Here is a 12,395-nt window from a genome sequence, read left to right as displayed (position 1 = left end):
GATCTAGGCTGCTTTCTTTTCCAGGCTGCTTTGCCATTCGCCCTTGGACGCCAGACCATTCATCCGGGCGCGGTGGCTGAATGCACTTTGGCCGGCTGCGACATTCTCGGCCTTGCCGGACCAGGCCTTCTGCGGCGCGGCCTGCAGCGCGCGGCCGTAGGAGAAGGTCAGGCCCCAGGGCAGCGGACCGAGCTTGTGCATGGCATTGAGATGCGCAGTCGCCTCTTCGTCCGACTGGCCGCCGGAGAGGAAGGCGATGCCGGGCACGGCCGCGGGCACGCAGGCCTTCAGCAGCCGAATCGTCTTCTCCGCAACTTCCTCGACGGGAGCCTGCTTCGCGCATTTCTTGCCAGAGATCGCCATGTTCGGCTTCAGCACCATGCCTTCGAGCGCGACGCGCTGCACGCGCAATTCCTGGAAGGTCTTGTTGAGCACGCGGGTCGTCACTTCATAGCAGCGGTCGATGTCGTGATCGCCGTCCATCAGCACCTCAGGCTCGACGATCGGCACGATCTGCGCGGCCTGGCACAGCGCTGCGTAGCGGGCCAGCGCATGGGCGTTGACGCCGATCGCGGTCATCGAGGGAATGCCGCTGCCGATATCGATCACGGCGCGCCATTTGGCGAAGCGCGCGCCGCGCTCGTAATATTTCTTCAGGCGTTCGGCGAGCTTGTCGAGCCCGACGGTGACGAGCTCGCCCGGGCACATCGGCAGGGCTTGCGTGCCCTCGTCGACCTTGATGCCGGGAATGGCGCCGCTCTGCTCGATCAGCTTGACCAGCGGCGTGCCGTCCTTCGCATCCTGCCAGATCGTCTCGTCATAGAGGATCACGCCGGAGATGCACTGGCTCATGGCCTCCCTGGAGCGGAACAGCATCTCGCGATAGTCGCGGCGATTGCCTTCCGTCGATTCCACCCCGATCGCGTCAAAGCGCTTCTTGATGGTGCCGGAGGATTCGTCGGCGGCAAGGATGCCCTTGCCGGGCGCGACCATGGCGGTCGCGATCCTGTTGAGCTCAGTCAGATTCATCGAGAGGTCCTCCCAAAACGATTCTGCCCTTGCCTGTGAAAATAGACCGTTCTCGGGCAATTGCCGAGTTAACGTTCGTCGCAGGGTAAAAGGGGGCCCTCTGTCATTCCGGGATGCGCCGAAAGGCGCAGGCCCGGAATCCATAACCCCAGGCTGTGGTTATGGATTCCGGGCCCACGCTTCGCGTGTCCCGGAATGACGGGAGGATGTGGCTGAAGGCCTTACGCCACCTTCGGGTCCAGCTCGCCCTTGGCGTAGCGCTTGGCCATCTCGGCGGGGGTCAGGACCTTCTTGAACTTGGCGGCCTGGCCTGCGGTATTGAACTCCTGGAGCCGCTGCTTGCACAGCTTGGTCATCGCTTCCATGGCGGGCTTCAGGTACTTGCGCGGGTCGAACTCTTCCGGGTGCTCCTTGAACACCTTGCGGATCTGGCCGGTCATGGCCATGCGGTTGTCGGTGTCGATGTTGATCTTGCGCACGCCGTTCTTGATGCCGCGCTGGATCTCGGCGACCGGCACGCCCCAGGTCGGCTTCATCTTGCCGCCGAACTCGTTGATGATGTCCTGGAGGTCCTGCGGCACCGACGAGGAGCCGTGCATCACCAGATGCGTGTTCGGCAGCTTGCGGTGGATCTCCTCGATCACCTTCATGGCGAGGATGTCGCCGTCGGGCTTGCGGGTGAACTTGTAGGCACCATGCGAGGTGCCCATCGCGATCGCGAGCGCGTCCACCTTGGTCTCCTGGACGAACTTCACGGCCTCGTCCGGATTGGTCAGGAGCTGGTCGTGGCTCAGCTTGCCTTCGGCGCCGTGGCCGTCTTCCTTGTCGCCCATGCCGGTCTCGAGCGAGCCGAGCACGCCGAGCTCACCCTCGACCGAGATGCCGCCGAGATGGGCCATGTCGGTCACAGTCTTGGTGACGCCGACATTGTAGGTCCAGTCGGCCGGGCTCTTGCCGTCGGCCTTGAGCGAGCCGTCCATCATGACGGAGGTGAAGCCGGCCTGGATCGCGGTCATGCAGGTCGCAGCCTCGTTGCCGTGGTCGAGATGCACGCAGACCGGGATGTGCGGATAGATCTCGGTCACCGCGTCCATCATGTGCTTGAGCATGATGTCGTTGGCATAGGAGCGCGCACCGCGCGAGGCCTGGATGATGACGGGCGCGTCGACCGTGTTGGCCGCGTCCATGATCGCCAGCGCCTGCTCCATGTTGTTGATGTTGAAGGCCGGTACGCCGTAATCGTTCTCCGCTGCATGGTCGAGCAATTGACGTAACGTGATCCGAGCCATCTGTCTTTTTCTCCGGTTTGGGCCTGCAAGGCCGACTTAAAAGGCCGACTGATTACTTGGTGCGCAGAACTTCGACGCCGGGAAGGGGCTTGCCTTCCATCCATTCAAGAAATGCGCCACCGGCGGTCGAGACATAGGTGAATTGACCGGCCACATGGGCCTGGTTGAGGGCCGCAACGGTGTCGCCGCCGCCCGCGATCGAGATCAGCTTCTTGGCCTTGGTGCGCTCGGCGGCATGCTTGGCGGCCGACACGGTTCCGCGGTCGAACGGCTGCATCTCGAAGGCGCCGAGCGGTCCGTTCCAGACCAGCGTGGCGGCGTCGTCGATCGCGGCATGGACACGCGCGATCGACTGCGGGCCAACGTCGAGGATCATGCCATCGGCCGGGATCGCATCGAGCCCGTAGGCATGCGAGGGCGCGTTCGCGGCGAAGTGATAGGCGACGGTGGCGTCGACCGGCAGGATGATCGCGCAATTGGCGGCTTCCGCCTTCTCCATGATGCGGATCGCAGTCGCGGCGAGATCCTTCTCGGCCAGCGACTTGCCGACCGCGACGCCCTGGGCGTGCAGGAAGGTGTTGGCCATGCCGCCGCCGATCACGAGCGCGTCGACCTTGGTCACGAGGTTTTCGAGCAGATCGATCTTGGTCGAGACCTTGGCGCCGCCGATGATCGCGATGACGGGCTTGGTCGGCGAACCCAGCGCCTTCTCCAGCGCGACGAGCTCAGCCTGCATGGTGCGGCCGGCATAGGCCGGCAGCTTGTGGCCGAGGCCTTCGGTCGTGGCATGGGCGCGGTGCGCGGCCGAGAAGGCGTCATTGACCCAGATGTCGCCGAGTTTTGCCAATTCCGCGACGAAGGCGGGATCGTTCTTTTCCTCTTCCTTGTGGAAGCGGGTATTTTCCAGGCACAGGATGTCGCCATCCCTCAACGCCGCCACGGCCGTGGCCGCGGGCTCGCCGACGCAGTCGTCGGCGAAGGCGACGGGCCTGTTCACGACTTTCGACAGCGCTTCAGCGACCGGCTTGAGCGACTCCTTGGGGTCGCGTCCCTTCGGCCGGCCGAAATGCGCGAGCAAGATGACCTTGCCGCCCTTGTCCGAGATTTCGGTGATGGTCGGTGCGACGCGCTCGAGCCGGGTCGCGTCGCTGACGCGCCCGTTGTCCATGGGCACGTTGAGATCGACGCGCAGCAGCACGCGCTTGCCCTTCACATCGACGTCGTCGAGGGTGCGGAATTTGTTGGTCATCGGACACTCTCTTGTCCCGGGCGCATAGCGGCGCGGAGTGCCGCCGTGCAGAACCGGGACCTACGCTGGAGGGACATGGGTCCCGGATCTGCGACGCAGCGTTTCACGCTGCATCGCCTCCGGGACACGAGAGCGGCGTTAGATCACCTTCGCGAACGCGACGGCAGTGTCTGCCATGCGGTTCGAGAAGCCCCACTCGTTGTCGTACCAGGACATCACGCGCACCAGCGTGCCGTTCTGCACCTTGGTCTGGTCCTCGTGGAAGGTCGAGGAGTGCGGATCGTGGTTGAAGTCGATCGAGACGTTCGGCGCGTTGGTGTAGCCGAGGATGCCCTTGAGCTGCTGCTCGGAGGCGCGCTTCATCGCCGCGTTGATTTCCTTGGCATCGGTGGCGCGCTTGGCGACGATCTTGAGGTCGATGACCGAGACGTTCGGGGACGGCACGCGGATCGAGACGCCGTCGAGCTTGCCCTTGAGTTCCGGGAGCACGAGGCCGATTGCCTTCGCCGCGCCGGTCGAGGTCGGGATCATCGACATCGCCGCCGCACGGCCGCGATAGAGATCCTTGTGCAGCGTGTCCAGCGTCGGCTGGTCGCCGGTGTAGGCGTGGATCGTGGTCATGAAGCCGGTCTCGATGCCGACCAAGTCGTTCAGCACCTTGGCGACCGGCGCGAGGCAGTTGGTGGTGCAGGAGCCGTTGGAGACGACCAGGTGATCCTTGGTCAGCGTGTCGTGGTTGACGCCGTAGACGATGGTGGCGTCGGCGCCGTCGGCGGGCGCGGAAACGAGAACGCGCTTGGCGCCGGCGGTGAGATGCGCGGACGCCTTGTCCTTCGCGGTGAAGATGCCGGTGCATTCCATCGCGATGTCGACGCCGAGATCCTTCCAGGGCAGCTTCGAGGGATCGCGCTCGGCGGTCACCTTGATCTTGCCACCGCCGAGGTTGATGGAGTCGCCATCGACGGTCACGGTGCCGGGGAAGCGGCCATGGACGCTGTCGAAGCGAAGGAGGTGCGCGTTGGTCTCGACCGGGCCGAGGTCGTTGATGCCGACGACCTCGATGTCCTTGCGGCCGGACTCGGCAATAGCCCGCAGGATGTTGCGGCCGATGCGGCCAAAACCGTTAATTCCGACGCGGACTGCCATGTTTCATCTCCTTATGACCGTTCAATGACGTGTTCGATAACCCCGATCATCCCGCACAACGCGCTTAGCGCGCCTGCGAGGGTTTTTTAGGGCGGACGCCCGGTTCGGCCGGGCGATGCTTGATCATATGAGAGACTACGTAGTCCTTTTTTTTGGCAAGCTCAACTCTCAGCTAACGCGCTTCAGCACAGCGTTAACCGCAGCCTCGGCGGTAATGCCGAAATGCTTGTAAAGATCCTTCGCCGGCGCGCTCGCGCCGAACGAATGCATGCCGATAAAATCGCCATCCTGGCCGATCACGGCATCCCAACCCCAGCGTACTGCGGCCTCGATCGCGACCTTCACCGGCGCGTTGCCGATGATCTGGGCACGCTTGGCTTCTGGTTGCGCTAACAAAAGCTCGAGCGAGGGCACCGAGACCACCCGTGACGCGATGCCGCGCTCGGCGAGCTGCTTCTGGGCCGCGACCGCGATCTCCACCTCGGAGCCGGAAGCGAACAGCGTTGCCTTGGCTTCGCCCTGGGCGGCGACCAGCTCGTAGGCGCCGGCCGCGCAGGGAATGTCGTTCGGCGCATTGGTGCGGAGCTGCGGCAGGTTCTGACGCGTCAGCGCCAGCACGGTCGGACCGTCGATACGATTGAGCGCAAGCTCCCAGCACTCGGCGACCTCGATGGAGTCAGCGGGGCGGAACACGCGCATGTTCGGAATGGCGCGAAGTGCGGCGAGATGCTCGACCGGCTGATGGGTCGGGCCGTCTTCGCCGAGGCCGATGGAGTCGTGCGTCATCACGTAGACGACGCCGGCGCCCATCAACGCGGCAAGGCGCATCGCGGGACGCGCGTAGTCGGTGAACACCAGGAAGGTCGCACCGTTCGGCGCGAAGCCGCCGTGCAGGAAGATGCCGTTCATCGCAGCCGCCATGCCGTGCTCGCGGATGCCGTAATGGATGAAGCGGCCTTTTGGCGTCTTGGCGGAGAAGGCGGTCGCCGACTTCGCCTTGTTGTTGTTGGAGCCGGTGAGGTCGGCCGAGCCGGCGAGGAATTCCATCGGCATCGCGCCGGCAATGACTTCGATCACCGCTTCCGAGGATTTGCGGGTCGCCGCGGTCATCGGCTTTTCCAGCAGCTCCTTCTTGTACGCGCGCACGGCCTTCGCGAGCGAGGCCGGACGCTCGTGACGCAAACGGCGCTCGAACTCGGCGCGCTTGCGGCTGCCGAGCTCACCGAGCCGTGCTTCCCATTCCTGCCGTGCCGCCGCGCCGCGGCTGCCGGCCGCGCGCCAGGCCTTCAGCACGTCATCCGGCACCGAGAACGGCTCGAGCGCGATGCCGAGATTTTCCTTGGCGGCCTTGAGCTCGTCGGAGCCGAGCGCCTCGCCATGCGCCTTCGCGGTGCCGGCCTTGTGCGGCGCGCCGAAGCCGATGGTGGTGCGGCAGGCGATCAGCGTCGGCTTGTTGGATTTTTGCGCGCGGGTGATCGCAGCGGCGATGGCGGCCTGGTCATGGCCGTCGATCTTTTCGGCGGCCCAGCCCGCGGACTTGAAGCGCTTCACCTGGTCGACGGAATCGGAGATCGAAGTCGGCCCGTCGATCGAGATGCCGTTGTCGTCGTAGAGCACGATCAGCTTGCCGAGCTTCCAGTGCCCGGCCATCGCGATCGCTTCCTGCGACACGCCTTCCATCAGGTCGCCGTCGGAGGCGAGCACGTAGGTGTGGTGGTCGACGATCTTCTTGCCGAACTCGGCGGCCAGCATCTTCTCGGCGAGCGCCATGCCGACCGCGGTCGAGATGCCCTGGCCGAGCGGACCGGTGGTGGTCTCGATGCCCTTGGTGTGGAAGTTCTCGGGATGGCCCGGGGTCAAGCCGCCGAGCTGGCGGAACTGCTTGAGCTGATCCAGCGTCATGCCGGCATTGCCGGTCAGATACAGCAGCGAATAGAGCAGCATCGAACCGTGGCCGGCTGAGAGCACGAAGCGGTCGCGGTCGGGCCAGTCGGTTACTGCGGCGTCGAATTTCAGGAATTGCGTGAACAGCACGGTGGCGACATCGGCGGCGCCCATCGGCAGGCCGGGATGGCCCGATTTCGCCTTCTCGACAGCGTCCATCGAGAGGCCACGGATCGCGTTGGCCATGCGGTTGTGGTCGACTTGCGTCATGTCTGAAATCCGTCTGAAATGAGGCGCTTGGCGGTGGTGCGGGCCGCGTGGGGGGAGCCTGGCGGCCACGGAAGGTTGGGCTGGGATAGCACCTCGGTTCCGGGAGTCCAAGGCAATCAAACGTCGGTTTGGCCGTAAAAGTTGCTTAGCAGTGCATAGTTTCGCGGCGGCGTTGCGCTCCGCTAGCTTGCCACGTAAATTTCTGCTTCTAACCACTTGCCGAACCGAGTCTTTTGCCGGACGGCAAGTCCCAAGGTAACGGCCACAGGTTCCGCCGCTGACTGCATGAACGATCGCGTTTCAAACAGCTCTGCCATGACGGAGTCCTCGGCCGTCGAGATCGAGATCGCGACCCGCAGACTCATGGCGGCGCTCGACGCGCTCGAAAGCGCGGTGGAGCGGCGGCGCGATGCCGATCGCGACGAGAACGAGCTCGCAGCGCGAATCCAGGCATTGGGCGCGGATCGCTCGCGGCTTGCCGATGAGCTCGACGGCGCGCTGGTGAAGGCGCGCAAGCTCGAGCGCACCAATCGCGAAATCTCCGATCGGCTGGATTCCGCCATCGTCACGATACGCTCGGTGCTCGATACCGGAGAGGACGGATGAGCCACATCAACGTCACCATCAACGGCCGGCAATACCGCATGGCCTGCGAGGAGGGCCAGGAGGTGCGGCTGCTCAAGCTCGCCGAAAGCCTGGAGACGCGGATTCAATCGCTGCGCGGAAAATTCGGCGAGATCGGCGATGCGCGCCTCACGGTGATGGCCGCGCTGACCGTCTGCGACGAACTGGTCGACGTCGGCAACCGCGTCCGCACCATGGAGCAGGAGCTGACGGAATTGCGGGATTTCCGCAATGCCGCCGTCGAGCGCGCCCGGATGACCCAGACCGCCGTGGTGAATGCGCTGAACGCCGCCGCCGAGCGCATCGAGAAGTCGACCCAGGTCCTGAACCGGACGGTGGGCAACGGCATCGCGATCGGCTGATCGGTCGGCGTGCTTGGGGCCCACCCTTCGAGACGCCCGGGCGTCTCGAACCATGCAGGCCGAGTTCTTTCACCACGTTCAGGCGGCCACGAAGGATCGCTATGGCGGTTCGTCAGTATCGTTGTTACATTGCGCGGGCGAGGCTGCGACGTACGTCAGGAGCCATATATCCCCGGGGCCTTATCGATCCTTTAGGGAACTGTCCCTGGCCGGGCCCGTGGGCTCGGACATATGGTGCCCACCTACTTTCGTAGGGAACTCCGGGATCGAGTGCTTCAACGGCGTCCGCGGCTTCGCACTTTTGTTGCTTGGTTTGTGCTTGTCGAAACGACTGCGGCCAGTTCAACAGGTGTCATGCCCCGGCTTGACCGGGGCATCCAGTACGCCGCGCCCTTTGTGTGAATCACCACCGCCTCTGGAATACTGGATCACCCGCTTTCGCGGGTGATGACGTGGGGGACCCAAGCGCATGTCCAATTCGAAAGCCGAACTCCGTGCCAAAGCCCTCGCGGCGCGCGATGCGCTGAGCGAGAAGAAGCGCATCGCCGCCGCCGCAAAGCTCGCCAAGCGCGGGCTGCCGTTCCCGCTCCTGCCCGGCAGCATCGTCTCCGGCTATTCCCCGATCCGCAGCGAGATCGATCCGCTGCCGCTGATGAAGGCACTCGCCGAGGCGGGCGCAAGGCTCGCGCTGCCCTGCGTCACCGCCCGCGGTCAGTCGCTGATCTTCCGTATCTTCCATCCGAACGACCGCCTGATGCTCGGCCCGCTCGGCATTCCCGAGCCGTCGCCGGCCGCGGCCGAAGTCATCCCCGACATCATGCTGACGCCGCTCGCGGCCTTCGACCGTCTCGGCCATCGCATCGGCTATGGCGCGGGGCACTACGACCACACCTTCGCGCATCTGCGCAAGACCAAGCAGATCGTCGGCATCGGGCTTGCTTTTGCAGCCCAGGAGATCAAGGCGGTTCCGGCACTATCGCACGACGTCGCGCTGGATTATGTGCTAACGGAATCGGACGTGTTCGATTTCCGGAGTTCTGAAGTTGCGCATTCTCTTCGTGGGTGATGTCGTCGGCCGTAGCGGCCGCAACGCCATCGCCGAATATCTTCCCGGCATGGTCAAGGACTGGTCGCTCGATTTCGTCGTCGTCAACGGCGAGAATTCCGCCGGTGGCTTCGGCATCACGGAAGCGATCTATCAGGAGTTTCTCGATGCCGGGGCCGACGCGGTGACGCTCGGCAATCACTCCTGGGACCAGCGTGAAGCCCTGGTGTTCATCGAGCGCGCCGAACGCCTGGTGCGGCCGACGAACTACCCGCGCGGCACGCCCGGCCGCGGCGCCGCGCTGGTGGAGACCAAGAACGGCAAGCACGCGCTCGTCGTCAATGCGCTCGGCCGCGTCTTCATGACCCCGTTCGACGATCCCTTTGCCGCGCTCGAGCGCGAGCTTGGTGCCTGTCCGCTCGGCGTTGCCGCCGACGCCATCGTCGTCGACTTCCATTGCGAGGCGACCAGCGAGAAGCAGGGTATCGGCTTCTTCTGCGACGGCCGCGCCAGCCTCGTCGTCGGCACCCACACCCATGTGCCGACCGCCGACCACCAGATCCTGTCGGGCGGCACGGCCTACATGACCGACGCCGGCATGACCGGCGATTACGATTCCATCATCGGCATGCAGAAGGAAGAACCGCTGCGGCGCTTCACGTCGGGGATTCCCTCCGGCCGGTTCGAGCCGGCGGCTGGTGTTGCAACGCTGAGCGGCGTTGCGGTCGAGACGGATGATGCCACGGGCCTTGCGCTAAAGATTGCGCCGGTGCGCGTCGGCGGCCGGCTGGAGCCAGCGACGCCGAAATTCTGGTTGAGCTGAAGTACGCCGCCACACCCTCGGTGCCGTCCCCGCCTAGTGCGCAATTGCGCACGGGGCGCGGGGACCCATAACCCCAGGGAGTAGTTGTGGTGCTAGACTGGCCACTCCGAGTCTTCGCAAAACTGCTTCCTGTGGGTATGGGTCCCGGATCTGCGCTTCGCTTGTCCGGGACGACAGTTGAAATTGACGCGCGCAGCTGCGCATCAATCGCCTCACGCCGCGGCGCGAACGGCCTGCCAGAGCTCAAGCACTTCCGCGCGCAAGATCCCGCGTGTGATGAACACGATGCGCGAGCGGCGATCGCTGTCGGGCCAGCCGCTGAGCGCGACCGGCGGATGGAAGACGTGATGCACGCCATGGATCACGATCGGCGCCGGTTCGTCACGGAGATTGAGGATCCCCTTCACCCGCAGCAGATCCTGGCCGCGCGCGTTGCGTAAATGCGCAAGCCAGCGCGTCACGGCCATCCAGTCGAGCGGCTCGTCGAACGCCAGCATGAAGCTCGCGATCGACGCGTCGTGGTCATGATGGTCACGGTCATGATCGTGGTGCGCGTGATGATCGTGATGCGCATGGCTGGCATGCGCGTGCGGTGCGGTGAAGGCGTGCTCATTGAGCCAGCGCGCGACGTCGATCCTTTTCTTCTCCGGATCGATCAGGCCCGCGCCGAACAGGTTTGCCGGATCGATCCTGCCGTGATCAACGGCTTCAATTCGAGCGCCGGGATTGAGCCGCCGGAGGCGTAACTCCAACGTCACGATATCCTCGGCCAGATCTTGTTTGGTGATCAGCAGCCGATCGGCCAATGCGACCTGCTTCACCGCTTCATATTGACGATCGAGCTGATGCGGTGCGTTGACTGCGTCGACCGTGGTCACGACCGTGTCGAGCCGCAGGAAGTGCGAGACGAGCGGATTGTTGAGCAGAAGCTGCACGATCGGTGCGGGATCTGCGAGCCCGGTGGTCTCGACAAGGATGCGGCGGAACGGCGGAATCTCGCCACGGTCCCGCTTCACCAGAAGGTCTCGCAGCGTCTGCTCCAGGTCGCTGCGGATGGTGCAGCAGATGCATCCGCTCGCAAGCACGGCGACTTCGCCATCGACGCGTTCGACCAGGAGATGGTCGAGGCTGACTTCGCCGTATTCGTTGATGATGACGGCGCTGTCCTTCATGTCGTCGTGGCGCAGCAGGCGATTGAGCAGCGTGGTCTTGCCGCTGCCGAGAAAGCCGGTGATCAGCGAGACCGGAAGTCGCTGCGCGGATTTATCGCTTTCGAACAGGCTCATGGGAAGTCTCGCGTCGACCGTCTTATTTTTGTCGCTGGACAACAGCGTAGCGGAGGAGGAGGCTAGCAGAAACAATTTCAGAGTCAGAGTTTGTTCTGACCACAACCTGGGAGGGTGCAATGTCTAACGAGATCAATGACGTAGATCAAGACGGCGGCGGCTCCACGACGGATCGCCGGACCTTGCTCCGCACCGCGGGCATCGCCGGCGTTGCTGGAGCCGCGCTCGCCGGCTCGATGCACGGCAAGTTCTCGCTTGCGCCGATCAGCGAGGCCCAGGCGCAGACTGCAACCTCCATGCCCAAGGGCACCGACAAGCCCTGGTGGCCATCGAAATGGGGTAAGGATGACGAGTCCGGCGCATCCAACCACATGACCCCGGCGAAGGTCCTCGACGCGGCGAAATGGATCAAGGACGGCAAGATCTACAAGATCGGCCGCGTCTACGAAGCCGCCATGCCGCTGTTTGGTGCGCGTGTATTCGCACTGCGCATTCCCGGCAGCCCGACCGGCGGCCCGTTCGGTGACAATAAGATGGTCTATCACGACGAATTCCTGGCCACCGAGATCGGCCAGACCGGTACGCAGTTCGACGGCCTCGGCCATATCGGCATCCAGATGGGCAAGGACGGCGACAAGAGCGAGATGCGATTCTACAATGGCTTCACAGCCGCAGAAATTAGCGACGCATACGGGCTCAAGAAGCTTGGCGTCGAGAAGCTCAAGCCGATCTTCACCCGCGCGCATCTGATCGACATGGTCGCGCTCAAGGGCGGCATGATGGATGCGGGGCAGGAGATCACCTCGGCTGACATCAAGGCGGCGCTGGCGAAGCAGAATATCCCCGAGAGCGACATCAAACCTGGCGACGCGATCATGTTCCACACCGGCTGGGGCTCGCTGTGGATGAAGAACAACGATCGCTTCAACAGCGGCGAGCCGGGCATCGGCCTCGACGCTGCGAAGTGGGTGGTCGAAAAGGATCTTGCGCTGACCGGCGCAGACACCTGGGCGGTCGAGGTGGTGCCCAATCCCGACAAGTCGCTCGCCTTCGTGGTTCACGCCGAGCTGCAGACCAAGCACGGCATCCACAACCACGAGAACCTGATCTTCGACGATCTGATCGCCGACAAGAAATACCAGTTCGTCTATTCCTTCACCCCGGCCCCCATCAAGGGCGCAACGGGCAGCAACGGCTGCCCGATTGCGATTACGTGACGATACGCATTGGCGTGGGGCAGGGAAGCCCACGCCGAAGTTTTGGTTGGGCTGAAAGCGTTGCCACACACTCGCCGTCGTCCCCGCCTAGTGCGCAATTGCGCACGGGGGCGGGGACCCATAACCCCAGGGAGTAGTGTGGGGCACAGCTCCCACACCCAATCTTCGCCA

The 12,395-nt window shown here is 64.2% G+C and carries 12 protein-coding genes and 1 other RNA gene; 6 read left to right on the top strand and 7 right to left on the bottom strand.

The window, feature by feature from the left end; all coding sequences use genetic code 11:
• Window positions 1-3: 3 nt before the first annotated feature.
• From QJT78_RS07705 to QJT78_RS07680, 6 genes are all read right to left on the bottom strand, one after another.
• Entirely contained in the window at window positions 4-1,029 is a 1,026-nt protein-coding gene (locus QJT78_RS07705; RefSeq protein ID WP_028150907.1) for a class I fructose-bisphosphate aldolase, read from the bottom strand.
• Between the two features lie 221 nt (window positions 1,030-1,250).
• Window positions 1,251-2,318, bottom strand: a complete 1,068-nt coding sequence (fba, locus tag QJT78_RS07700) for a class II fructose-bisphosphate aldolase (RefSeq protein ID WP_028150906.1) — start codon at window positions 2,316-2,318, stop codon at window positions 1,251-1,253.
• 52 nt (window positions 2,319-2,370) lie between these two features.
• Window positions 2,371-3,567: a phosphoglycerate kinase gene (locus QJT78_RS07695; protein WP_028150905.1), complete on the bottom strand. Its 1,197-nt coding sequence runs from the start codon at window positions 3,565-3,567 to the stop codon at window positions 2,371-2,373.
• A gap of 138 nt (window positions 3,568-3,705) precedes the next feature.
• Window positions 3,706-4,713 (bottom strand): type I glyceraldehyde-3-phosphate dehydrogenase, encoded by a 1,008-nt coding sequence (gene gap / locus QJT78_RS07690; RefSeq protein ID WP_028150904.1) that lies wholly within the window; start codon window positions 4,711-4,713, stop codon window positions 3,706-3,708.
• Between the two features lie 168 nt (window positions 4,714-4,881).
• Window positions 4,882-6,867: a transketolase gene (tkt, locus tag QJT78_RS07685; RefSeq protein ID WP_028150903.1), complete on the bottom strand. Its 1,986-nt coding sequence runs from the start codon at window positions 6,865-6,867 to the stop codon at window positions 4,882-4,884.
• A 182-nt stretch (window positions 6,868-7,049) separates the two neighbouring features.
• Window positions 7,050-7,184, bottom strand: a complete 135-nt coding sequence (locus tag QJT78_RS07680; protein WP_272481402.1) for a hypothetical protein — start codon at window positions 7,182-7,184, stop codon at window positions 7,050-7,052.
• Between QJT78_RS07680 and QJT78_RS07675 the strand changes: the two genes are divergently transcribed.
• The 5 genes from QJT78_RS07675 (at window position 7,183) to QJT78_RS07655 (ending at window position 9,721) form a co-directional block, all read left to right on the top strand.
• Window positions 7,183-7,473, top strand: a complete 291-nt coding sequence (locus QJT78_RS07675) for a DUF4164 domain-containing protein (RefSeq protein WP_011084341.1) — start codon at window positions 7,183-7,185, stop codon at window positions 7,471-7,473. The two genes, QJT78_RS07680 and QJT78_RS07675, sit on opposite strands and share 2 nt — an antisense overlap.
• Complete coding sequence (locus tag QJT78_RS07670) at window positions 7,470-7,853, top strand: cell division protein ZapA (protein ID WP_028150902.1); 384 nt, start codon at window positions 7,470-7,472, stop codon at window positions 7,851-7,853. Before QJT78_RS07675 ends, QJT78_RS07670 begins: the two co-directional genes overlap by 4 nt.
• Window positions 7,854-7,990: 137 nt before the next feature.
• Window positions 7,991-8,151, top strand: a non-coding RNA gene (ssrS, locus tag QJT78_RS07665) — 6S RNA.
• 171 nt (window positions 8,152-8,322) lie between these two features.
• Complete coding sequence (locus tag QJT78_RS07660; protein WP_028150901.1) at window positions 8,323-8,919, top strand: 5-formyltetrahydrofolate cyclo-ligase; 597 nt, start codon at window positions 8,323-8,325, stop codon at window positions 8,917-8,919.
• Window positions 8,897-9,721 (top strand): TIGR00282 family metallophosphoesterase, encoded by an 825-nt coding sequence (locus QJT78_RS07655; RefSeq protein WP_028150900.1) that lies wholly within the window; start codon window positions 8,897-8,899, stop codon window positions 9,719-9,721. Before QJT78_RS07660 ends, QJT78_RS07655 begins: the two co-directional genes overlap by 23 nt.
• Window positions 9,722-9,933: 212 nt before the next feature.
• Here the strand turns inward: QJT78_RS07655 and QJT78_RS07650 are convergent, their stop codons facing one another.
• The gene (locus tag QJT78_RS07650; protein ID WP_028150899.1) at window positions 9,934-11,007 is read right to left on the bottom strand and encodes a GTP-binding protein; all 1,074 of its coding nucleotides are present in this window, start codon (window positions 11,005-11,007) and stop codon (window positions 9,934-9,936) included.
• A gap of 119 nt (window positions 11,008-11,126) precedes the next feature.
• Here QJT78_RS07650 and QJT78_RS07645 point away from each other — a divergent pair, with 119 nt between their 5' ends.
• Window positions 11,127-12,224: a cyclase family protein gene (locus QJT78_RS07645; protein WP_028150898.1), complete on the top strand. Its 1,098-nt coding sequence runs from the start codon at window positions 11,127-11,129 to the stop codon at window positions 12,222-12,224.
• The last annotated feature ends 171 nt before the right edge of the window (window positions 12,225-12,395 follow it).

Origin of the sequence: Bradyrhizobium sp. Mp27 (assembly GCF_029953005.1) — a bacterium.
Taxonomy (GTDB): domain Bacteria; phylum Pseudomonadota; class Alphaproteobacteria; order Rhizobiales; family Xanthobacteraceae; genus Bradyrhizobium; species Bradyrhizobium barranii.
This window is presented reverse-complemented; position numbering and strand designations above follow the sequence as displayed.

Coding starts and splice junctions, on each gene's coding strand:
- QJT78_RS07705 (WP_028150907.1), bottom strand. CDS start 1,029: ATGAATCTGACTGAGCTCAACAGGATCGCGACCGCCATGGTCGCGCCC.
- QJT78_RS07675 (WP_011084341.1), top strand. CDS start 7,183: ATGACGGAGTCCTCGGCCGTCGAGATCGAGATCGCGACCCGCAGACTC.
- tkt (WP_028150903.1), bottom strand. CDS start 6,867: ATGACGCAAGTCGACCACAACCGCATGGCCAACGCGATCCGTGGCCTC.
- fba (WP_028150906.1), bottom strand. CDS start 2,318: ATGGCTCGGATCACGTTACGTCAATTGCTCGACCATGCAGCGGAGAAC.
- QJT78_RS07650 (WP_028150899.1), bottom strand. CDS start 11,007: ATGAGCCTGTTCGAAAGCGATAAATCCGCGCAGCGACTTCCGGTCTCG.
- QJT78_RS07680 (WP_272481402.1), bottom strand. CDS start 7,184: ATGGCAGAGCTGTTTGAAACGCGATCGTTCATGCAGTCAGCGGCGGAA.
- QJT78_RS07660 (WP_028150901.1), top strand. CDS start 8,323: ATGTCCAATTCGAAAGCCGAACTCCGTGCCAAAGCCCTCGCGGCGCGC.
- gap (WP_028150904.1), bottom strand. CDS start 4,713: ATGGCAGTCCGCGTCGGAATTAACGGTTTTGGCCGCATCGGCCGCAAC.
- QJT78_RS07695 (WP_028150905.1), bottom strand. CDS start 3,567: ATGACCAACAAATTCCGCACCCTCGACGACGTCGATGTGAAGGGCAAG.
- QJT78_RS07645 (WP_028150898.1), top strand. CDS start 11,127: ATGTCTAACGAGATCAATGACGTAGATCAAGACGGCGGCGGCTCCACG.
- QJT78_RS07670 (WP_028150902.1), top strand. CDS start 7,470: ATGAGCCACATCAACGTCACCATCAACGGCCGGCAATACCGCATGGCC.